24 protein-coding genes are annotated in these 22,352 nt (G+C 31.3%); 14 read left to right on the top strand and 10 right to left on the bottom strand.

Going from position 1 to position 22,352, the window contains the following annotated elements; genetic code table 11:
• Positions 1-2 precede the first annotated feature (2 nt).
• On the top strand, positions 3-974 hold the full coding sequence (locus ACQY6M_RS04430; protein WP_428740596.1) for a type I phosphomannose isomerase catalytic subunit: 972 nt from the start codon (positions 3-5) through the stop codon (positions 972-974).
• A gap of 87 nt (positions 975-1,061) precedes the next feature.
• Here the strand turns inward: ACQY6M_RS04430 and ACQY6M_RS04425 are convergent, their stop codons facing one another.
• On the bottom strand, positions 1,062-1,412 hold the full coding sequence (locus ACQY6M_RS04425; protein WP_133535701.1) for a hypothetical protein: 351 nt from the start codon (positions 1,410-1,412) through the stop codon (positions 1,062-1,064).
• Positions 1,413-1,897: 485 nt separating this feature from the next.
• Between ACQY6M_RS04425 and kdsB the strand changes: the two genes are divergently transcribed.
• From kdsB to ACQY6M_RS04400, 5 genes are all read left to right on the top strand, one after another.
• On the top strand, positions 1,898-2,632 hold the full coding sequence (gene kdsB, locus ACQY6M_RS04420) for a 3-deoxy-manno-octulosonate cytidylyltransferase (protein ID WP_428740595.1): 735 nt from the start codon (positions 1,898-1,900) through the stop codon (positions 2,630-2,632).
• Positions 2,625-3,311, top strand: a complete 687-nt coding sequence (locus ACQY6M_RS04415; protein WP_428740594.1) for an HAD family hydrolase — start codon at positions 2,625-2,627, stop codon at positions 3,309-3,311. Before kdsB ends, ACQY6M_RS04415 begins: the two co-directional genes overlap by 8 nt.
• Positions 3,312-3,938 carry a CatA-like O-acetyltransferase gene (locus ACQY6M_RS04410; RefSeq protein WP_428744919.1) on the top strand — a complete coding sequence of 209 codons (627 nt, stop codon included), beginning with the start codon at positions 3,312-3,314 and terminating at the stop codon, positions 3,936-3,938.
• A gap of 22 nt (positions 3,939-3,960) precedes the next feature.
• Positions 3,961-4,227 carry a hypothetical protein gene (locus tag ACQY6M_RS04405; protein ID WP_428740592.1) on the top strand — a complete coding sequence of 89 codons (267 nt, stop codon included), beginning with the start codon at positions 3,961-3,963 and terminating at the stop codon, positions 4,225-4,227.
• A gap of 136 nt (positions 4,228-4,363) precedes the next feature.
• On the top strand, positions 4,364-4,561 hold the full coding sequence (locus ACQY6M_RS04400) for a hypothetical protein (RefSeq protein ID WP_428740591.1): 198 nt from the start codon (positions 4,364-4,366) through the stop codon (positions 4,559-4,561).
• A gap of 27 nt (positions 4,562-4,588) precedes the next feature.
• Here the strand turns inward: ACQY6M_RS04400 and ACQY6M_RS04395 are convergent, their stop codons facing one another.
• From ACQY6M_RS04395 to ACQY6M_RS04380, 4 genes are all read right to left on the bottom strand, one after another.
• Positions 4,589-5,050: a sensor of ECF-type sigma factor gene (locus ACQY6M_RS04395; RefSeq protein WP_428740590.1), complete on the bottom strand. Its 462-nt coding sequence runs from the start codon at positions 5,048-5,050 to the stop codon at positions 4,589-4,591.
• 1 nt (position 5,051) lies between these two features.
• Complete coding sequence (locus ACQY6M_RS04390; RefSeq protein WP_428740589.1) at positions 5,052-5,585, bottom strand: hypothetical protein; 534 nt, start codon at positions 5,583-5,585, stop codon at positions 5,052-5,054.
• A gap of 33 nt (positions 5,586-5,618) precedes the next feature.
• A complete protein-coding gene (locus tag ACQY6M_RS04385; RefSeq protein WP_428740588.1) occupies positions 5,619-6,164 on the bottom strand; it encodes an RNA polymerase sigma factor in 546 nt (181 codons plus the stop codon).
• Positions 6,165-6,229: 65 nt separating this feature from the next.
• The gene (locus ACQY6M_RS04380; protein ID WP_428740587.1) at positions 6,230-7,672 is read right to left on the bottom strand and encodes a TonB-dependent receptor; all 1,443 of its coding nucleotides are present in this window, start codon (positions 7,670-7,672) and stop codon (positions 6,230-6,232) included.
• A gap of 81 nt (positions 7,673-7,753) precedes the next feature.
• On the opposite strand from ACQY6M_RS04380, the gene ACQY6M_RS04375 reads away from it, so the two are divergent.
• The 3 genes from ACQY6M_RS04375 to ACQY6M_RS04365 all read left to right on the top strand — a co-directional run bounded on the left by ACQY6M_RS04375 (position 7,754) and on the right by ACQY6M_RS04365 (position 10,022).
• Entirely contained in the window at positions 7,754-8,530 is a 777-nt protein-coding gene (locus tag ACQY6M_RS04375) for an MBL fold metallo-hydrolase (protein ID WP_428740586.1), read from the top strand.
• A 94-nt stretch (positions 8,531-8,624) separates the two neighbouring features.
• Positions 8,625-9,383, top strand: a complete 759-nt coding sequence (yaaA, locus tag ACQY6M_RS04370) for a peroxide stress protein YaaA (RefSeq protein WP_428740585.1) — start codon at positions 8,625-8,627, stop codon at positions 9,381-9,383.
• Complete coding sequence (locus ACQY6M_RS04365; RefSeq protein WP_428740584.1) at positions 9,384-10,022, top strand: SanA/YdcF family protein; 639 nt, start codon at positions 9,384-9,386, stop codon at positions 10,020-10,022.
• Positions 10,023-10,025: 3 nt separating this feature from the next.
• Here ACQY6M_RS04365 and ACQY6M_RS04360 read toward each other — a convergent pair whose 3' ends face one another.
• Both ACQY6M_RS04360 and ACQY6M_RS04355 read right to left on the bottom strand, forming a co-directional pair.
• Positions 10,026-11,450, bottom strand: coding sequence for an L-serine ammonia-lyase (locus tag ACQY6M_RS04360; protein ID WP_428740583.1), 1,425 nt, complete (start codon positions 11,448-11,450; stop codon positions 10,026-10,028).
• Between the two features lie 89 nt (positions 11,451-11,539).
• Positions 11,540-11,881, bottom strand: a complete 342-nt coding sequence (locus ACQY6M_RS04355) for a DUF2853 family protein (RefSeq protein ID WP_428740582.1) — start codon at positions 11,879-11,881, stop codon at positions 11,540-11,542.
• Between the two features lie 235 nt (positions 11,882-12,116).
• Here ACQY6M_RS04355 and ACQY6M_RS04350 point away from each other — a divergent pair, with 235 nt between their 5' ends.
• Positions 12,117-13,463, top strand: a complete 1,347-nt coding sequence (locus ACQY6M_RS04350) for a tetratricopeptide repeat protein (protein WP_428740581.1) — start codon at positions 12,117-12,119, stop codon at positions 13,461-13,463.
• A gap of 26 nt (positions 13,464-13,489) precedes the next feature.
• Here ACQY6M_RS04350 and ACQY6M_RS04345 read toward each other — a convergent pair whose 3' ends face one another.
• The gene (locus tag ACQY6M_RS04345; RefSeq protein WP_428740580.1) at positions 13,490-15,217 is read right to left on the bottom strand and encodes a sodium:solute symporter family protein; all 1,728 of its coding nucleotides are present in this window, start codon (positions 15,215-15,217) and stop codon (positions 13,490-13,492) included.
• A 129-nt stretch (positions 15,218-15,346) separates the two neighbouring features.
• Between ACQY6M_RS04345 and pfkA the strand changes: the two genes are divergently transcribed.
• The 3 genes from pfkA (at position 15,347) to ACQY6M_RS04330 (ending at position 17,783) form a co-directional block, all read left to right on the top strand.
• A complete protein-coding gene (pfkA, locus tag ACQY6M_RS04340) occupies positions 15,347-16,330 on the top strand; it encodes a 6-phosphofructokinase (protein ID WP_428740579.1) in 984 nt (327 codons plus the stop codon).
• Between the two features lie 29 nt (positions 16,331-16,359).
• On the top strand, positions 16,360-17,352 hold the full coding sequence (gene gap / locus ACQY6M_RS04335) for a type I glyceraldehyde-3-phosphate dehydrogenase (protein ID WP_428740578.1): 993 nt from the start codon (positions 16,360-16,362) through the stop codon (positions 17,350-17,352).
• 68 nt (positions 17,353-17,420) lie between these two features.
• Positions 17,421-17,783, top strand: a complete 363-nt coding sequence (locus ACQY6M_RS04330) for a methylglyoxal synthase (protein WP_428740577.1) — start codon at positions 17,421-17,423, stop codon at positions 17,781-17,783.
• 57 nt (positions 17,784-17,840) lie between these two features.
• On the opposite strand, the gene ACQY6M_RS04325 is transcribed toward ACQY6M_RS04330, so the two are convergent.
• Both ACQY6M_RS04325 and ACQY6M_RS04320 read right to left on the bottom strand, forming a co-directional pair.
• On the bottom strand, positions 17,841-18,221 hold the full coding sequence (locus tag ACQY6M_RS04325) for a Rid family detoxifying hydrolase (RefSeq protein ID WP_428740576.1): 381 nt from the start codon (positions 18,219-18,221) through the stop codon (positions 17,841-17,843).
• Between the two features lie 65 nt (positions 18,222-18,286).
• The gene (locus ACQY6M_RS04320; RefSeq protein WP_428740575.1) at positions 18,287-20,992 is read right to left on the bottom strand and encodes a putative LPS assembly protein LptD; all 2,706 of its coding nucleotides are present in this window, start codon (positions 20,990-20,992) and stop codon (positions 18,287-18,289) included.
• A gap of 94 nt (positions 20,993-21,086) precedes the next feature.
• Between ACQY6M_RS04320 and ACQY6M_RS04315 the strand changes: the two genes are divergently transcribed.
• Entirely contained in the window at positions 21,087-22,316 is a 1,230-nt protein-coding gene (locus ACQY6M_RS04315; protein WP_428740574.1) for an N-acetylmuramoyl-L-alanine amidase family protein, read from the top strand.
• Positions 22,317-22,352: the final 36 nt, after the last annotated feature.

Raw genomic sequence — 22,352 nt, 5'->3', positions numbered from 1 at the left:
TTATGATAAATCAACTACTACGATTTACTCCAATTTTGAAACAAAAAATTTGGGGAGGGAAAAAATTAAATCAATTACTACATAAAAGCTCTGATGGTAATAATATTGGAGAAAGCTGGGAAATTTCTGATGTTGATGGAGATGAATCCGTCATAAGTAATGGTTCGTTACAAGGAAAAACATTGCGAGATCTTCTAAAAGAATATAAGCATGATTTAGTAGGGAATTATGTATACAAAACCTTTGGAGATGAATTTCCTTTATTAATAAAGTTTATTGATGCTAATGAAGTGTTGAGTATTCAAGTACATCCTGATGACGATTCAGCAGAAATTCAAGATTCTTTTGGGAAAACAGAAATGTGGTACATTGTTCAAGCAGATGAAAAGTCAAACATTATTGTGGGGTTTAAAAAAGATTCTAATAAAGAAGAATACTTACAACATCTTGCTAATAAAACCTTGCTAGACATTTTAAATGTAGATGAAGTAAAAAAAGGCGATGTGTATTTTGTGCCACCAGGAAGAGTTCATGCTATTGGAGCTGGTTTACTAATTGCTGAAATCCAACAGACTTCGGATATAACTTATCGAATATATGATTGGGACAGAAAAGATATAGATGGAAATTATAGAGAATTACATACAGAAGAAGCTTTGGATGTTATTGATTTTTCTGCAAAAGAAATCTATAAAACTCCATATTTAAAAGAAAAAAATGTAGCAACTGAGGTAGTTTCTTGTCCTTACTTTACAACCAATGTTCTTCCTGCAAGTGATGAACTTACAATTGATTTATCTTCAAAAGATAGCTTTGTAATTTATATGTGCGTAGAAGGTGAAGTGGTTTTTGAATATAAAGAACAACAAGAAGTTGTTAAAAAGGGAGAAACCATTTTAGTTCCAGCTTGTATTAAGGAAGTGAAAATTTTATCAACCGGTTCATCTGAATTATTAGAGATATTCATAAAATAAGCTTAAGAGAAAACTCTCTTAAGCTTATAAACAAACTAAACTAACTTAAAATTGCATGATTGATTGTTGAATCAATCGTAGGAATAATTAAGAAGCTTTTTCTAAACTGTAGCCAAATACAGCTGTACAAATAATATCTTGTTTCTTTTCTTCTTTTTTTGATACAGTAATGTTTAAAACAACTTCTGTAGTACTCAATTTTTTAATATTGTTTTTAATGATAAGTTTATCATTTAAATAAGCATTTTCTAGTAGGTCAAATTCAATGCTTTTAAAACTTAAATCAGATGAGTTCTTGTATAAGTTAAGTGAAGACTGTACGCTAGACTCAATTTTGTCGTATAAGATAGATGTCTTTAGTACCTTGTTTTTGCTAACTTGTTTTTTGCTAACAATAAATTGATTTTTTATGTTTTGTGTAGTGTTTAATGATTTCATGATAGTTACGGGTTAAGTATTAGTAATTCTGGATCTCTGTAAAAAGGGTTTTGTACTGAGTACATTATAGTTGAGGCTACATGTTTTCTAATTGAATTTCGATACTTAAAAGTGTTCATAATGTTTAAAATTTAAAATATTAGTAAATAAAAAAGGTGCTTTTTGTAAAAAGCACCTTTGTAAGTTTATAGTAAAATTGATTTTATTAAAATCGATGTTTATATCTATTGTTTTGGGTGCTTTGTGTTATATATACATACTGTTTATTGTGCATACGGGCATTACACGAAATCGAATTGATCGTGTTAAAAATAAACGTATATGTGCGTAAAAGCGCCTTCATAATGACCAAAAATAGTGAAACTTTTTAAAAATTGTATAAAACATAGAATTAATTAATGTTAAAGTTTTGTCAATCCACTGTTTGTATACTTTTATTATAGTTGTATAAATATGTATCTTTGATACATAGTTTTATATCATTTATGAAGATAATAGCAATGATTCCTGCGCGTTACAGCGCATCACGTTTTCCAGGGAAATTGATGAAAGATTTGGGTGGAAAGCCAGTAATTGTAAGAACCTATGAAGCTGCTTTACAAGCTAATTTGTTTGATGAAGTATATGTAGTTACTGATTCAGAAGTAATTTTTAATACTATTGAGGCTGCTGGAGGTAAAGTACTGATGAGTAAAAAAGAACACGAATGTGGTTCCGATAGAATAGCAGAAGCTGTTGAAGGTATGGATGTGGATATTGTGGTAAACGTACAAGGAGATGAACCTTTTATTGATACAGTTTCTTTATCAAAATTAATTGATGTTTTTAAAGGAGATGATAAAAAGGAGATAGATTTAGCTTCCCTGAAAGTAAAAATGACAGATGTTGAAGATATTCAGAATCCAAATAATGTAAAAGTAATTACAGATACGAATGATTTTGCTATTTACTTTTCAAGAAGTGTAATTCCATATCATAGAGATCAAGAAGTGAATGTAGATTATTACAAACACAAAGGTGTGTATGCTTTCAGAAAAAATGCTTTAATTGATTTTTATTATACACCAATGACACCAATTGAAGCAGCTGAAAAAATAGAATGTATTCGCTATTTAGAAGTAGGAAAGAAAATTAAAATGATTGAAACTTCAGTTGAAAGCATTGGTATTGATACCCCTGAAGATTTAGAAAAAGCCATAAAACAATTAGCAAATGAATAAGATTAAAGTAATATCTTTTGATGCAGACGATACACTTTGGGTAAACGAAACTTATTTTCGTGAAGCTGAAGATGAGTTTGCAAAATTGTTATCAGATTATGAAACAGAGAACAAAATCCATCAAGAGTTATTTAAAAAGGAAATAGAAAACCTTAAAATTTATGGCTACGGAGTAAAAGGTTTTATGCTATCAATGGTTGAATGTGCTTTAGAAATTTCTAATTACAAAATTACTCCCAGAACAATGGAGGAAATCTTAGAAATAGGAAAAGATATGTTAGAAAAACCTATTGAGTTGTTAGATGGAGTAGAAGAGGTATTACAACATCTACATGGCAAGTATAAATTGATTGTGGCTACCAAAGGAGATCTGTTAGATCAAGAACGTAAATTGGCCAAATCTGGAATTTTAAAGTATTTTCATCATACAGAAGTAATGAGTGAAAAGAAAAAAGCTGATTATAAGAGATTGGTAAAACGATTGGATATTAATCCGTCAGAGTTTTTAATGATAGGAAATTCGTTAAAATCAGATGTATTACCATTGTTAGAAATTGGAGCAACAGCTATACACGTGCCATTTCATACTACATGGGCACACGAAGAGGTTAGTGATGAACAAAAATCTGATGCTTATAAAACAGTATCTAATATTACAGATATATTAAGTTTTTTATAAATGAAGTATTTAGATATTGAAAACTGGAATAGAAAAGAACTTTTTGAACATTTTAGAACCTTAGCTGATCCAACTTTTGGATTGGTAGCAGATGTAGATGTGACAAATATATATGAGTCAGTAAATGAAAAAAAACACTCCTTTTTTGTACGATATTTACATGCTTGCATGAAAGCTATTAATGCAGTTGAGAATTTAAAATATAGAATAGAAGGTAATCAAATTGCTATTTATGAAACAATCAATGCTTCTGCAACTATTGCAAGACCTGATAATACTTTTGGTTTTTCGTATATAGTTTATTCTGAAAATTTTGAAGAGTTTAATTTTAATTTTCAAAAAGAAAAAGAACGAATTTTAAATTCAAAAGAGTTATTTCCTCTGGAGTATTCTTTGGGATGTATACATTGTTCGGCAATTCCTTGGGTTAGTTTTTCAGGACATAAAGAACCTTTTTCAGGAAATAAAAATGATAGTGTACCTCAATTAGCTTTTGGTAAAATAAAACACGAAAATAATAAAATGCTAATGCCTGTTGCTATAAATGTAAATCACGCTTTGGTTGATGGATATCATGTTGGGCAGTTTTTTGAAAAATTTCAACAAGAATTAGATAAAATCGATTAATTTTGCATCAAAATTTATAATTATGTCAAGCGTAAAAAATTTAAAAAAAGATATTAACTATACTTTAGGAGACATTATTAGTATTTGTCAAATAGCTTCTGAATTAAATCCTGAGGCTAATAAAGAGAAAGCAGATGCTATTGTTGATGAGGTTATTGTAACTTTTGATGATTTAATTGCAAAAGTAAACGCAAAAAATGTTGAAAATAAAAAAGCTCATTACAAGTCAGTTAGTGCTGAGTTAGAGACAAGAGCAAATGCTTTAATAGAAAAGGTAAACAATTTATAATTAATAAGTTAGTTGTTTATAGGAATCGAGACTTGATCAAGTCTCGATTTTTTTTTGATAAAATTTAACACCTAATATGGAATAAATTTTTGTAAATTACGTTCTGAAATAAATAACAGATAACCCCAATAAAGATATGGCAAGAGCTATGTATGAGTACACTAAAACTGTACTCCAAAAAGTTAGTTTTAACGCCGATTTGTTTTGTAGAGAGCTTGAAAAAGCTTTAAGTAGATTATTACCCTACGAAATAGAAGAGCTAACAATTTGGCTTAGACAATTTACAGCAAACAAACCAGATTTATATGTTTGTTTAGCATTAGTAGATAAGTAAAAAAGGAAGCGATTATCGCTTCCTTTTTTATTTGTGATACTCTTTATTCCTGCCTTTGAGTTTTCCTATAAGCTTGCGGTTAAATTCGTGTTCCGCAATTTCAAGCTGAAGGATTTTCTTGTAGGGTAAAATTTTAGTCAACTTGGAATAAAACTCAGTCTTTGTTTCATATTGTTGTTTTGCAACTAATTTAATTTTGTCAAAAATCTCTTTTGATTCTTTTTCAGATAAACTATCAAGACCGCCACTACTCATGATATTTTTCTTTATACCACGTCGTTCTTCTCTATGAAGCTCCATCATTTTTTTATCATATATGTTATAGATAGGCCAAAATTTTTCAGCTTCGTGTTCTGTTAAATTTAGTCTTTCGGTAAGAAAAGCTATTTTAAAAGCTCTAATTTTTTCATATCCTCCTTTTCTTGTTTGCGCTTGAGTAAAAAAAACACTTAAGCATAAAAAGAAGGTTAAAAGTATGTTTTTTTTCATTCTATTCAATTTCATTTAATAGTGTATTGTTGTCAATTGTATTTAAATAATCCTCTAAATTTTCGTCACTAATAGTTGATAATATGTCTTCTTCAATATCAGCAGGATTAATAACTGTAGCTAACTCATCGGTATTGGTATTTCCATATCCATTATCGTACCAAGATTCAACATCGGCAATGGTTATATCATCAAAAGAAATCTTTTGAGAGCTAAAGTAGTTAATTCCAATAAAAAGTAATACAGATGCCGCTGCTGCAGCTGGTATGTATTGAAATAGACGATTACGAAGCGGTATAACTTTTACTTTTGTATTTTCTTTTTGTTCTATTTTTGATAGAATATTTTTTTCTACAGAGGTGAAATAATCATCAGGTGTAGAAAACGGTTTCTCTTTAGGTAGGCTGTCTACAAATAAAGAGGAATAAATACTCTCCTGAACATTGTCGAAATATCCTTCTGGGGCAGAAAACCCCGTTTTTTTATCCACCTTTTGGTTTAAATAATCTATAGTATGTTTTAAATCTTTCTTCATTACTCTAATAAGACTTTATTTTACTTAAAAGGTTTAATTATAGTTCTTTATAAATTGTTCAATTTTTTTAGCGGCTATATGATACGATGCTTTTAATGCTCCAACCGAGGTTTCTAAAATGTCAGAAATCTCTTCGTATTTCATTTCATCAAAATACTTCATATTAAATACCAACTGCTGTTTTTGAGGTAACGTAGCAATTGCTTTTTGTAAAATTACTTGGATTTCATCTCCAGAAAACCATTGATCACTATCAAAATTCGAGATTAATACTTGTTGATAATCAGAAATATCAATGTTTTTTTCTTTAGCTCTTTTGTTAATGAATGTAATTGATTCGTTTGTTGCTATTCGATACATCCACGAATACAGTTTGCTGTCTCTTTTAAAACTATCAATATTCTTAAATATTTTGATAAAAGTATTTTGTAAAACATCATCGGCATCATCATGAGAAATTACAATTTTCCTAATATGCCAATACAATCGCTCTTTATAGTGCGATACCAAATGCTTAAAAGCAACCTCTTTTGTTTGAGGCTGCTGTAGTTTATCTATAAGTGTAATTTCGTCAGTCAACTAAAAAAGTTATTTAGTTGTTAGACTTTAAAGATACTAAAAGGTTTAAAAAGAAGGAAAATAAGTTATCCCAGTTTTTTAGTACAACCGAATAAACGTTTTTCTTTGATGATTTCAGCTACCCCTTTAGGTAACATTTCTTCCCAACCATCTTCTCCGTTTTTAATCATCTTTAAAACTTTTCTAGAGAAAATATGTAAAATATCAGGATTGAAATCTTTAATATCAAGAAGTCTACCGTTGTTTTTAAAGAACTTATACAATTCTTTCATTCTAGGGTGTACTTTTAAGTTTTCACTAGTAATAAACTCTCCTGTTTCCTCATCTTTATAAGGATACATGTACACTTTTAAGTCTCTGTAGAATAATTTACCAAAGGCTTCTAAAATACCACCACTTAAATCGCGGTAATACTTTTCATCAAAAATTTGAATAAGATTATATACTCCCATAGCTAATCCCATTCTTTCTTTAGTAAATTCACTAAAGTATTCAACCAATTTAAAGTACTCTTGATAGTTGGTAATCATTACGTTCAGCCCTAAAGAACACAAAAGTTCTGCTCTGTCTAAGAAATCTCGTTCATTAATTTCTCCTTCAGCTCGAAGATTACTTAAGGTAATTTCAAAGATAATTTTGGTTTTACTAGGGTCTACTTTGTTCTCATTAAAAAATAATTGCTTAGAACGTTCAAACATATCCATGTTTACTTTTGTTACAGGTCTGTAACTACCACGAAGCGCTAAGATATTTTTTTTGTAAAGTACTTGTGCAGGTAACATATTGTTACCATCAGGTCCAAACATTACAGCGTTAGTCATACCGTTTTTAACTAGTTGTAAACTCATTAAACGGTTATCAACATACATAAAACGAGGACCAGAGAAGTTGATCATATCTATCTCTAAACGATCTTTATCTATATTATCATAAAAAGATTTAAGTAACTCTTTAGGGTTATCATTTAAATAATAAGCGCCATATATTAGGTTAACACCTAAAATACCTAAAGTTTCTTGTTGTAAACGAGCATCCGTTTCTTTAAAACGAAGGTGTAAAACAATTTCGTTATAATCTTCTAAAGGATCTAATTGAAAACGAATTCCAACCCAACCATGACCTTTAAACTTTTTAGTAAAGTTTATTGTAGCCACGGTATTAGCATAACTAAAAAATAATTTATCTGGATGTTTTTGACGATCTAAACGTTCTTCGATTAAATCCATTTCATGCTTTAACATTTTCTTTAATCGAAGTTCTGTAACATAACGATTGTCTTTTTCAACTCCATAAATGGCATCAGAAAAATCTTTGTCATATGCACTCATTGCTTTTGCAATAGTACCCGATGCTCCTCCGGCTCTAAAAAAATTACGAACAGTTTCTTGTCCAGCTCCAATTTCAGCAAAAGTCCCATATATATGGGCATTCAAGTTAATTTTTAACGCTTTAGTTTTGGTTGTAGGTACTGTATTTATTTTTTGATCTCCTTTTAACGTAATTGCCATTTTGTTATTTTTTGTTACGTAGTACAAATGTACTGAAATTAGGAGCCACCAGACAATTTTTGTTGTATTTTTGTGATGAAAATGAAGAAAAAAAAACAATTAAAAGTAACCTTTTTAGGAACTGGAACTTCGACTGGTGTTCCAATGATTGCAAGCAAACATCCAGTAGCTTTATCTAAAAACCCGAAAGACAAACGATTACGTTCTTCCATTCTAATTTCTTGGGATGATGTTAATTATGTGATTGATTGTGGTCCTGATTTTCGTCAACAAATGATGCGAGAGGAAGTACAATTAGTAAATGGGATTTTGTTTACCCATGAACATGCAGATCATATTGCAGGACTGGATGAAATTCGTCCTTATTGTTTTCAAATAGGAGAGATGCCTCTATATGCTACTGATAGGGTTTTTGATATTTTGAAAAAACGATATGATTATATTTTTGCTACAGAAAATAGGTATCCAAGCGCTCCTAAAGTAAAAGTTAATACAATTTCATATAAAGAAAACTTTATGTTGGATGGAGTAGAGATGATTCCAATAGAAGTAATGCATGGACAGTTGCCTATTTTAGGTTATCGTTTTAATGATATAGCTTATGTAACGGATATTAAGACAATTTCTGAAGAAGAAAAAAAGAAATTGAAAGATCTTGATGTTTTAATTGTAACAGGGTTACGAAAAGAACCACATAAGACACATTTTAATCTAGAGGAAGCGTTGAGTTTTATAGAAGATGTTCAGCCTAAAAAAGCATATTTAACGCATATTAGTGAGTTATTAGGTTTTCATGATGAGGTTGAAAAAGAGTTGCCAAAAAATGTGTTTTTGGCTTATGACGGACTAAAAATATAGTATTAAATTTATCAATACTGTAATCAATATTAATTACTCGAAGTAATTGATGGTTTTAAAATTGCTTCTTATTTTTACCGTAAATATTTATTGAATGAAGATTATTATTTCACCTGCCAAATCGTTAGACTTTGATACTAAAGCAACGACAGAGATATATACACAACCTAGATTTTTAGAACAATCGGAAAAGTTGAATAAGAAACTTAAGACACTATCTAGAAAAAAAATAGGAGAGGTGATGAAGATTTCTGATGACTTAGCGAGCTTAAACTACGATAGAAATCAAGAATGGCATCCACCTTTTTCTTTAGAAAATGCAAAGCAAGCAGTTTTTGCTTTTACAGGAGAGGTGTATAGAGGGATTGATGTAAACTCTCTTTCAGAAGATAAGGTTCCTGTATTGCAAGATAAGTTGAGAATTTTGTCTGGTTTATATGGTTTGTTGAAACCGTTAGATTTGATTCAGCCGTATCGTTTAGAAATGGGAACCAAATTGAAAGTGGGAAGAGCAGATAATTTGTACAAATTTTGGGGCACTACTTTAGCAGAGTCGTTAAATGAAGAATTAGCTGATGACGAACTACTAATCAATCTAGCAAGTTCAGAGTATTTTAAAGCACTTCCTAAAAAAGCATTGAAAGTACCAATGATTACTCCCGTTTTTAAAGATTTTAAAAACGGACAGTATAAAACTATCATGACTTTTGCTAAAAAAGCACGAGGGTTAATGGTACGTTATATAGTTGATCATAATATTGAAACTATAGAAGAGTTAAAAGGTTTTGATGTTGAAGGGTATGGGTTTTCTCAAGAAATGTCAACTGAAACTGAATTGGTATTTACTAGGTAAATGAAGAGAAAAAAAGTTGCTATTGTTTTTCTGATAAGTTGTTTTTTAACTATTATTATAATTGCTGTTTCTAATATAACTATAGTTAATAATGCTAAAGGAAAAGTATTTAACACCACAGAAAATATCCCAAAAAATAAAGTAGGTCTTTTATTGGGTACAGTAAAGTATCTTTCTGATGGAAGAGTCAATTTATATTATCAATTTCGGTTGGATGCAGCAATTGAATTGTATAAAGCTCAAAAGATAGATTTTATTGTAGTAAGCGGAGATAATGGTTCTGAAAATTACGATGAACCTACTGATTTTAAAAATGATTTAATAAAATCGGGAATTCCAGAGGATAAAATCTTTTTAGATTATGCAGGTTTTAGAACGTTGGATTCAGTTATAAGAGTCAAAGAAATTTTCGGGCAAACTTCTGTAACGGTTATTTCTCAACCATCTCATAATGAGAGAGCTCTGTATTTGGCTCAACATTTTGATATTGATGCAATAGGATTCAATGCCAAAGGAGTTTCAGGTAAAAGAGCTATAAAAGTTCAACTAAGAGAATACCTTGCAAGAGTAAAAGTATTTGTAGATATCCTCTTTAATGTAAAACCTAAATTTTTAGGAGAACCTGTTGAAATAAAATAAAAACTAACAATCAGCCAAACGTACTGTAATAGCTAAACCTCCTTCTGAAGTTTCTTTGTAGTTTCGGTTCATATCCTTAGCAGTTTCCCACATAGTGTCAATAACCTTATCTAGTGGAACTTTAGATTCTTTTGGGTTGGTTTCTAAAGCCAATTCGGCAGCATTAATAGCTTTGATAGCTCCCATAGCATTTCGTTCAATACAAGGAATTTGTACCAAACCACCAATAGGATCACAAGTAAGCCCTAAATGATGTTCCATGGCAATTTCCGCAGCAACCAAACATTGAGAAGGAGTACCTCCTAATAATTCAGTTAAAGCAGCAGCAGCCATGGCAGATGAAACACCTATTTCTGCTTGACAACCTCCCATAGCAGCAGAAATTGTGGCATTTTTCTTAAAAATACTACCAATTTCTCCAGCAACAAGTAAGAATTTTTTTACTTCCTCAAAACCTGCTTCATGGTTTTCAATAACTAGGTAGTACATTAAAACGGCAGGAATAACTCCTGCGCTTCCATTAGTTGGAGCGGTAACAACTCTACCTAATGCAGCATTTACTTCATTTACCGATAGGGCCAAACAACTTACCCATTTTAAAATTTCTCGAAATTTAACTTCGGTACCTCGAATAGCAGTTATCCATTCTTCTTGATTGGTGTATTCAGCATCTTTTATCAGCTTTTTATGTGTTTCAAAAGCACGTCGTTTAACGTTTAAACCACCTGGTAAAATGCCTTGGGTATGGCAACCAATATACATGCATTCTAACATGGTATTCCATATACGATGTAGTTCTTTATCAATATCCTCAGCTGAGTTGATAACCAACTCATTTTGGTGTACAATGTCAGAAATATTCAAACCTTCTTTTTCACAGTAAGCTTCAAGTTCAGTAGCTCTGTTTATAGGAAACGGAAAGTTTTGTTTATTAATTTCTATATCTTCTGCCAGATTGTCATTCTCTTGAACAATAAAACCACCACCAATAGAGTAGTAGGTTTCAGTAGAAATTTCTACTCCTTGAGCATAGCCTCTAAAAGTCATTCCATTGGCATGAAAGGGAAGAAATTCTCTATTAAATTTTACAGAGTCTTTAAAGAATGGAATATTCTTTTCGTTGTTAAAAAACAGTTGCTCTTTATTATGAATATCATTAATAATTACATCAATGCTTTCAATAGGAACATACTCTGGGTCAGCACCACTTAATCCTAATAAAACAGCCAAATCTGTCGCATGCCCTTTACCGGTTAAAGAGAGAGAACCATACAAATCTACTTTTACTTCTTCTATTAAAAGAAACTCGTTGGAGTCTTTTAATTTTTGAATCCATTGTTGAGCTGCTCTCCAAGGGCCTAAAGTGTGGGAGCTAGAAGGTCCCACCCCAATTTTTAGCATGTCAAAAACGCTAATGAATTGCGACATATATATACGTTGTTTGTTGGTGGCTAAAATAAAAAAATCCTGTATTCAAAAGTAAATACAGGACTTATATTTTTATAGAGATGTAATTCTTACATTCCGTAAACAGCTTCTTTGTCAAATTTCTTAACAAGCATGTAGTATACTACTGCACGGTATTTATTTCTTTCAGATTTCCCAATTCTTTCCATTACTTCTTCTATAGCTTTGTCTAGAGCTGGACCATCAGTTAACCCTAACTTATTTATTAGAAAATTTTTCTTAACTGTTTCTAATTCTTTTGCATCGCTACCAGATACTGTTTCAGCATCATTTTTATAAATAGAAGGGCCTAATCCTTTAGTTACCGCTGTTAATAATTCAGTATTAGAACGAATATCTCTATCGTCCATAAATTTCTTGTAAAGGGCTACTTTTTCGTCAAATTTACTCATGATATTTTGTTTAAAAATTAGATGTTAAATTCAATTGAATTTTTTAGTTCTTTCAAATATAGAAAAATAATCTATCGTTTCTTTTAAATATTAAAAAATTAAAGAGGAGCGATATGTTAATTGTTAATTAAATTGTTGAAAACAATTGCGACAAAAGATAAATGGGCACTGTTCTTGTTGTAACTTTATGTAAATTCAAATCTGTTAGCCTATGTCACTGTCAAAATTTGAATCGATGTTGAAAACCAATGAAGTATATTTTTTTGATGCAGTCGAGTTTGAAAACATAATAGAACATTACTTAAATATAGGTAAACATTCTTTAGCTAAAAAAGCTGTTCAACTAGGTTTAGAGCAACATCCCTCATCAATTCAACTAAAATTAATGAAAGTTGAAATTTTAATTTTTGAAGATGAATTGCATGAAGCGATTAAAATGCTGTCTAATATAGAAGCTGTTGAGCCACATAACGATGAGGTGTTTATACAAAAGGCAATCATTTTATCTAAAAAGAAAAAACATACTGAGGCCATTTCAATATTAAAAGAGTCACTACAATATATAGAAGACCCTGCTGATATATGGTCAATGATAGGTATGGAGTATTTGTATTTAGATGATTTCGAAAATGCACGATTAAACTTTGCGAAGTGTATCGAGGTAGATTATGAGGATTATTCTTCTTTATACAATATTGTGTATTGTTTTGATATGGAAGAAAATCATGAAGATGCAATCCGTTTTTTAAATGCTTACTTAGATAAAAACCCTTATTGTGAAGTAGCATGGCATCAGTTAGGAAAACAATATTTTGAGCTAGGAATGTTTAAAGAGGCTCTTGTTGCTTATGATTATGCTGTGTTAATTGATGATAGTTTTATTGGAGGGTATTTAGAAAAAGCAAAAACGTTAGAAGAGTTAAAGCGCTATCAAGAAGCTATAGAGAATTATCTTGTTACTTTAGAGTTAGATGATCCTACAGCATATGCTTATATAAGGATTGGAGAATGTTATGAGCATTTAGGTAACACTCAAACAGCTGTGAGTTTTTATAAGAAAGCAGTTCATGAAGATCCTCTTTTGGATAGAGGGTGGATTTTATTAACGAATGCATGTTATAATCAAGAGAATTACCAAAAAGCATTGTATTATATCAATAAAGCACTGCAAATTGATGAAGGTAATGTGTTGTATTGGAGACGCTATGGAGATATTAACTTGAAGCTTAATTTTTATGAAGAGGCAGTAAGTGCTTTTACTAATTGTTTAAAGTTAGGAGATATAGAAATTGAAATCTACGTGGCCTTAGCAGATATATTATTGTTTTTAGGTGAGTTTAATGAATCCTTGAAGATATTGATTAAGGCTAAAAAGATATACAAAGAGTTTGCAGAGATTGAATACAGACTTTGTGGGTTGTTTTTGATTTTAGGTAAGGAAGAGTATAGCTTAACACATTTAAAAAATGCCTTAGCGATTGATTTTGAATATCACGTAATTATAAAGGAGCTATATCCTTCAGTTTTTGAAAATACTAGAGTACAAACAATTATTTCAAAATATAAAAAAGCGATACAATAATTGTTAGGAACTCTATTGTTTTCTGTCTATGAAATATACTTCCAAATTCGTCTTAAAATCAAAATACAAATAGCAGTTGTAATAGTAAGTGTTATAGCTAAATTGATTTTTCCATAAATCCAGTTTCCTGTAGCAAATAAAAAGCTATAAACACCAATAGTTCCAGTTATAAAACCAACTATTTTAAAACCTATATTTTTAAATTTACTTTCTCCATCAAAAATAAGAGCGTCAAACTTTTCTAGAGTATTATTATCTGTAGGTTGTGTTAAAATAGTAACGATAACCCATCCAATAGTAGTAACAAAAACACCAATAATTAACTGCCAGTAACCAGCAATTTCAATAAGAGGAGTTTCAAGTTTACCATTAATGAAAAAGAAAACAGCAATAATAAACGAAATAGCCATAGCAGCAATTTCACTGTAAGGGTTTATTTTACTCCAAAACCAACGTAGAATAAATAACAAGCCCGTTCCTGCACCAATTTGTAATAGTAAATCAAAAACACCTTTAGCAGACTGTAAGTAGAACGAAAATACAGCAGCTAAGAACATTAAAACTACAGTAGATATTCTACCAACAATGACTTTTTGACGTTCAGAAGCTTCTTTATTGATAAAACGACTATAAAAATCATTAACAACATAGGAGCTACCCCAGTTTAATTGAGTAGAAATGGTACTCATAAATGCTGCAATTAGCGAAGTTAAGACAATACCTAATAAACCAGCAGGTAAATAAGTCATCATAGCAGCATAGGCAACGTCATGTCCTTGCATCTCAGTAGATAAATTAGGAAATGTTTGATTAATGCTTTCTAAATTAGGGAAGATGATTAAAGAAGCTAATCCCACTATAATCCATGGCCATGGACGTAATGCATAATGAGCAAAATTAAAAAACAATGTGGCCCAAGTAGCGTTTTTTTCATCTTTAGCGGCTAACATACGCTGAGCTATATAACCTCCTCCTCCTGGTTCAGCACCAGGATACCAAGTGCTCCACCATTGTACAGCAAAAGGAATAATAAATAGAGTAATCAATGCTTCTTTGTTGGAAAAGTCTGGAAGCATCGCTAATTTAGAGCTTACATTAGGATGAGTTAGTAAATTAGATAAACCATTAATTTCTGGTAACCCAACAATATATATAGTAGCCCAAATAGAACCTGCCATAGCTATTAAAAACTGAACAAAATCAGTAAGTAGTACACCTTTTAATCCTCCTAAGGATGAGTAAATTACTACAACAATTGAGGAATATAATAACATTTCACTTTGAGAGATTCCTAGTAAAATATTCGCGATTTTTGCACCAGCCAAACAAACACCTGCCATGGTAATTACATTAAAGATAACACCCAGATAAATAGCTCTAAAACCTCTTAAAAAACTAGCCATTTTACCAGAGTATCTCAACTCGTAAAACTCTAAATCGGTTGTAATACCTGATTTTCGCCAAAGTTTAGCATAAAAAAATACGGTAAGCATTCCTGTAAGTAGCATAGCCCACCAAACCCAGTTTCCTGATACTCCATTTTTTCGAACCAATTCGGTTACCAAACCAGGAGTGTCAGCAGCAAAAGTTGTGGCAACCATAGAAACACCTAATAACCACCAAGGCATATTTCTTCCCGATAAAAAGAACTCAGCACTGTCTTTACCAGCTGATTTCGAGGCCCAAATACCTATGAATAATGAAAGAATAAAAAATCCAAAAATGATGATGTAATCAAGAGGGGTTAATAGCATGGTTTGTATAATTTATTGGCTAAAAGTAACTAAATAAAATGAAACGTTAAATTTGAATTAAATAGGAAAATGAATTTTCTGTTTTTTGTTTAAAAATGACTAAAATTGAGTAAATTTGATGTTCGTTTTATGGAAAAAATAAAAAAAATAGCTGTTATGACTTCTGGAGGGGATGCTCCAGGAATGAATGCCGCAATTAGATCAGTTGTAAGAACATGCGCCTACTATGACTTAGAGTGTATGGGAATCTATAGAGGATATCAAGGACTTATAGAAGGAGACTTGGTTCCTTTAACTGCTCGAAGTGTGAACAATATTATTCACAAAGGAGGAACAATTCTAAAGTCAGCGCGCTCTAAAGATTTTAGAACCAAAGAAGGAAGACAAAAAGCGTTTGAAAGTTTACAGAAACATCAAGTAGAAGCTTTGGTAGTAATTGGAGGAGATGGTTCTTTTACAGGGGGAGTAATTTTTAATGAAGAACATAATTTTCCTGTCATTGGAATTCCCGGAACTATAGATAATGATATTTATGGGACTAGCCATACCATTGGTTATGATACAGCATTGAATACAGCAGTTAGTGCTATAGATAAAATTAGAGATACCGCTTCGTCTCACAACCGTCTTTTCTTTGTTGAAGTAATGGGAAGAGATGCAGGATTTATTGCCTTAAATGCTGGTGTAGGAGCAGGGGCAGAAGAAATTTTAATACCTGAAGAAGATTTAGGGTTGGAAAGAATGTTAGAATCTTTGAGGAAAAGTAGACGATCAGGGAAATCATCAAGTATTGTAGTTGTTTCTGAAGGAGACAAAACGGGTAAAAATGTATTTGAATTGGCAGATTACGTAGAGGAGAATTTACCTGAATATGAAGTTAGAGTTTCAGTGTTAGGACACATGCAACGAGGAGGTTCTCCATCATGTTTTGATAGGGTTTTGGCTAGTAGGTTAGGAGTGAGTGCAGTAGAGTTATTACTTGATGGAAAAACGAATCTAATGGTTGGTTTAAGAGATAATAAAGTTGTAACAACAAGTTTAAAAAAAGCAATCAAAGGTCAACATAATATTGATACTGAACTATTGCGTGTATCTGATATTATGACGACTTAATTATATACGAATACAAAATTTAAAAATAAATGATAAAAATAGGAATTAACGGATTCGGAAGAATTGGAAGATTAGCTTTCCGTTCAGCAATGAAAAGAGACAATGTTCAAGTCGTGGCAATTAACGATTTGTTAGAAGTAGATTATTTAGCCTATTTGTTAAAGTACGACTCTGTTCATGGACGTTTTGATGGCGAAGTAGAGGTAAAGAATGGAAATTTAATTGTTAATGGACAAGCGATTAGAATTACTGCAGAAAGAAATCCAGAAAATTTAAAATGGAATGAAGTTGAAGCAGAATATGTAATAGAATCTACAGGTTTTTTTACTGATAAAGATAAAGCAGGAATGCATATTACTGGAGGGGCTAAAAAAGTAATTATTTCAGCACCATCAAAAAATGCGAATATGTATGTGATGGGGGTGAATCACAAAAGTTTAGCAGCTGATGAGGTGATTATATCAAACGCATCTTGTACAACAAACTGTTTAGCACCATTAACAAAGGTTATCCATGATACTTTTGGTTTAAAAGAAGGATTGATGACTACCGTGCATGCAGCAACTTCGACTCAAAATGTAGTTGATGGACCTAATAAGGCATGGCGTAGAGGGCGTTCAGTTGTAAACAATATTATTCCTACATCAACAGGTGCGGCTGAAGCAGTAACTACGGTTATTCCAGAATTAAAAGGAAAGTTAACAGGAATGGCAGTGAGAGTTCCTGTTGCTGATGTTTCTTTAGTAGATTTAACATTTAGAACAGAAAAAGCTACTTCGCTAAAAGAAATTTTAGCAGTTTTAAAAGAAGCTTCTGAAGGAGAGTTAAAAGGTATTTTAGGGTATACTGAAGATGAGGTAGTATCGCAAGATTTTGTTTCAGAAACCAGAACTTCTGTTATTGATGCAGATGCTTGTTTGGAGTTAAATGAAAACTTTTTTAAAGTAATTTCATGGTACGACAATGAGTTTGGGTATGCAACAAAGATTGTAGATTTATTAGAATATTCAGCATCTTTATAAAAGCATAAAATATTTTGTAATATTGTATTCCCGCTTTTTAGCGGGAATACTTTTTTAAATACTACTTTATGGAAATAGCAATTATAGCACATGATGGAATGAAAGCGGAGATGGTTCAATTTTTAAATGAACATAAGGCGGTATTACATCAAAAGAGAATTAAATTAATCTCTACAGGAACCACCGGAGAGAAAGCTGAAAAAGCAGGCTTTGAAGTAACAAAATTTTTGTCGGGGCCTATTGGAGGCGATGCTCAGATAGCGGGTAGGGTGGCAGAAGGAAAATGTCAAATGGTATTGTTCTTTAGGGATCCTTTGGCAAAGCATCCGCATGAACCAGATATTTTTATGCTAATGCGTTTGTGTGATGTGCATGATGTTCCATTAGCAACAAACCCCGCAACAGCAGAATTGTTGATTAAAGCGATATAAATAAAAAATCCACTTTTTTAAGAAGTGGATTTTTTATTTTGTTATTAATGATTGTTGTTATTTAATAGCAATCATACTAATTTCAACATTTACAAACTTGGGTAAGTTAGCAACTTCTACTGTTTCACGAGCAGGAGCTGTAGCTTCATCAAAATATTCAGCATAAACAGCATTTATTTTTGAAAAATTATACATGTCTGAAATGAAAATAGAAGTTTTTACTACATTTTCAAAAGTCATATCAGCTGCCGCTAATACTTCTTTCATGTTCTGCATAACCTGTTTGGTTTCTGCTTCAATAGAATCTAATACTAGTTCACCTGTAGTTGGGTTGATGGCTATTTGACCCGATGTGTATAAAGTGTTTCCGCTGAGCACTGCTTGGTTGTATGGTCCAATTGGAGCAGGAGCTTTATCAGTAGTTATTATTTTTTTCATTTTTGTTTAGGTTTTAAAGATGCAAAAGTTTTTTGTGAAAACAGAACAATTATGTTTCCTGAATTTTAGAATAGAACTCTATCTGGTGGTTTATTTTTATCCCATTTTAAATCGCTTAAAACTGAAGATTTTACACCAATAAAGAAGCTATATGAAGAGTTTACTCCAAATGGAGTCCAGTTAAAATTAAATCTCCAGCTATCTAAGTCCCTTGAAAAACTTAAGCGGGTATAAGTAAAAGCATTGTCTTTGATGTCATATCCAGAAGAAAAGCCAACCTTCCATTTAGGAGATAATTCTACATCACCACTAAACATTAATGTATTACTTCCTATTTGACTGGTTAAACCATTGTCAGTGTAGCTCATACTATAAGCTAAGTTAAGGGTCCAAGGTATTTTAGCTTTATATAATTCGGTTTCTTTTGTTTCGTTTTCTTTATTTTGTTTGTTATTAGGATTACTAGAAAACTCATTTGTACTTCCTATATTTTCACCAAAAACATCAGGAGTATTTTGCGCTCCATTACCATTTTTGTTTTCAGTGTCCTTTTTGTTATCATTATCTTTTTCAAAATCTTTACTAGAGATAGAGTAGTTGGCAGTAACACCAAGATTAGTAAGTCTAAAAATATTAGAGTTAAATTCGTCAATTCTCTGTCCTTTGCTATTAACTTGGTAAGGGTCTAAAGTAGCATTCATATTTAAGGCTAACTTGTCTTTAAAAAGCCTTGTTCCTGCATTTGCTCTAACTGGACTCCAACGTAAGCTGTCAGCCGCAATATTATAGTTGGTGCTAAAGTTTAGATTGTTAAGAATTGTTATTTTTTTGTCTTCTTCATCACTATCAGGATCTTTTGGAGCTACTTTTGCTTCTAAAACGTTGTTAACGGTTATCCCTATAGAGTTAGAAACTCCACTTCCAGGTGTTCCATAAATTCCACCTTCAAAAGGTGAGTAAGTTAATAAGTCATTTGGGTCAGAACTTTGTTGTACTTGTAAATCATAGTCTTTAGCAAAATCTGGACGATAACCATAAGAAATAGAAGGCCTAATGGTATGGCGGATAGCTTTAAGTCTTCCTTTTTTAAAGTTAAAAGTACCATAGATGTTTGTTGATAATGAAACTCCAAAATTGTATTCATTAAAACGAGTAAACCCACTAATGGTATCATTTACAACGTCTCCTAAATTACCATCTTTATTTGTTATTGTAGGATCGTATCTCTTGTTGATTTTATCTAAATACCAAACATCTTTATAGTTCACACTAGGAGATAAGGTGAAATATTTAAAAGCTTTCATACTAGTATTAGTACTTAAGTTATGTTGTACTCCCTTTTTTGCGGTCTTAAACATTTTTGAAGTAAAAAACTCATCATCTGTAGTGTTTATTTGGTATTGACCCTGCATACTATAATTTAATCCCATTTTTTGGATAGGATTTTTTTTGACACCACCTTTACCTGCAAATGGGTAAATACGATCCATATTTAATTGTAATGACGGGAGTGTCATTGTAATTGATTCTGTATTGGTGTTTTGAGAGTGTGTTGCAGTCACATTCATATTAAATGGAGTACCTACAAACTTTTTATAGTAAGAAATAGAAGAGCTCAATGTGTTATTTAAAAATTGTGAGCTGTTGTATTCGTTTAATGATTGTCTATAATATTTACTACTTCCTAGGTTTACAGATGCTGAAAAACGAGAATTTGGACTAGATTTAGCATCTTGACTATGACTCCAACGGATATTAAAATTGTTAGATTTACTATAGTCGCTTAAACCGCGAATCCCTTGAATAATATTTTCAAAACGAACACTAAAATTTCCGTTAAATTTATAACGGACGTAATAGTTGGACGTGGCATTAAGCCCCCAACTTCCATTTGTGTACAAATCACCTAAGGTTGTTAAATCAAAATAATCACTTAAAGCAAAATAATACCCTCCATTTTGTAAGAAAAAGCCTTGATTATTACTTTCCCCCCATGAAGGTATAATAAAACCAGAAGTTCTTTTATCTGTCAAAGGAAAATAAGCAAAAGGTAAATATACAGGGGTAGGTACATCGGCTAATACCAAATTACTCCCACCTACAATAATTTTTTTACCAGGCACCAACTTAGCTTTGTTGGTTTGAATATAGTAATCAGGAATTTTTTTCTGAGAAGTAGTAAAACGCAATCTACGCATATAAATGGTAGAGTCATTTACTCTTTTTGTTTTCTCTCCATAGGTAATAATTCCACTTTGAACAGTTTTTACACCATAAACTAAAGCTTTTTTTGTTTTAAAATTAAATAAAATTGAATCTTGTTCTGACTCTTGACCACCTTGTTTAAATTGAGGTCTTTGAAGGTAACCAGTACTATCCTTAATTCCTTTAGCATATACCATGTTATTTTTGTAGTCAAGAATAATAATCCCAGCTTTTAAATCAATATCAGTATAAGTTACATGTGCATTGTTATATAAGGTAATAGTTTTGTTTTTAGCATCTTGTATAGTATAATCCTCTGCATTGTGGGTGATAATTCCGTCAATAACTTCTTTAGGTTTTATAGAATCGTTCACTATTGTATCTTTTTTTTTAGTTACAAGATCATTGTTTTTTAACCCTATAATTGAGCCTTTTGGGTTATTAAAAATAGAATCTTTTTTAGGTTTTTGAGGAGAAATTCCTGTTTTACCAAATTCTTGTGCAGAACTTATTTGAAAACAAAAAAGATAGAAAGCTAAAAGTATGTAAGTTGGATTTGCTCGCAATATTAATAATACTATTTTTGTGTTATATTTAAAAACTTTGGCTTGCTATTTGCGAGCCTATATTTTAAAATCCAAAAATAGTTAAATTTTATTGATGCAATTCTTAAATTTCCGTAAATATAATATCTCAAAATTATCTCTAATTATAATAACCTTTTTTACAGTTTCATCAGGCTGCATATCAACAGTTTTTGCACAAAAAAAATATACTGTGGTATTAGATGCTGGTCACGGTGGGAAAGATTCTGGTAATTTAGGGAATGGGTATAAAGAGAAAAATATAGCGTTACGCGTAGCATTAGATGTAGGTAAAGAATTACTAACATCAAAAGATATAGATGTAATTTTTACTCGTAAAAAAGACGTCTTTATAGAGTTACATAATCGCGCTAAAATAGCAAATGATAAAAAAGCAGATTTATTTGTTTCTATTCACTGTGATGCTTTCACAAGACCAGACCCTAATGGGGCTAGTACTTTTGTTTTGGGTTTAAATGGGAATAAAGAAAACTTAGAAATCTCTAAACGAGAAAATGCTGTAATTTTATTAGAGGACAACTATAAACAAAATTATGATTATGATCCTAATTCTCCTGAATCGGTAATAGGTTTATCAGTATTACAAGAAGAAAACTTAGATAATAGTTTAGGAATAGCAGGATTAATTCAAAATAACTTTGTTGAATTAAAAAGAAATAACAGAAAAGTAAAACAGGCTAATTTTTTAGTATTACGAGAAACAGTAATGCCTAGTGTTTTGGTTGAATTAGGTTTTTTAACAAATAAAGAAGAAGGGAAGTTTTTGAATACTAGACCTGGGCAGTTAAAAATGGCAAAAGCAATAGCTGATGCTATAAAAAGGTATATAACAAGTTTAAAGTTAAATACTATTCAAAGCCAAGGAGCTGTAGTGTTTGAAAATTCAAAAGAGACAGAAAAAGTATCAAAACCAGTTGAAACCAAAAAAGAAACTCCTAAAGAGGTTGTAAAAAAAGAAGTTGTAGTGTCAAAACCTAAAAAAGAAGAAGTTTCAAAGAAAGAGGTTGAAGCTATTCCTAAGCAAACTTCGCCTGAAGTAGAATTTAAAGTTCAAATAGCAGCTTCGAGAAGAAAACTACCTACAAATAGTTTTAAAGGACTTGAAAACGTAGAGTCTTTATTTTTAGATGATTATCATAAGTATTATTATGGAAGTTCATCGAGTTTTTCCGGAATTAAGAAGGCGTTAGCTACAGCAAAAAGCAAAGGGTATAAAGATGCTTGGGTAGTTGCTTTTAAAAATGGTCAAAGAATTTCAATGAAAGAAGCGTTGAAAAACCATTAATTTAGAGGTATTCTATATTTATACTCGCAAAATTAT

Origin of the sequence: Tenacibaculum sp. (genome assembly GCF_050290165.1) — a bacterium.
Classification (GTDB): Bacteria; Bacteroidota; Bacteroidia; order Flavobacteriales; family Flavobacteriaceae; genus Polaribacter.
This window is presented reverse-complemented; position numbering and strand designations above follow the sequence as displayed.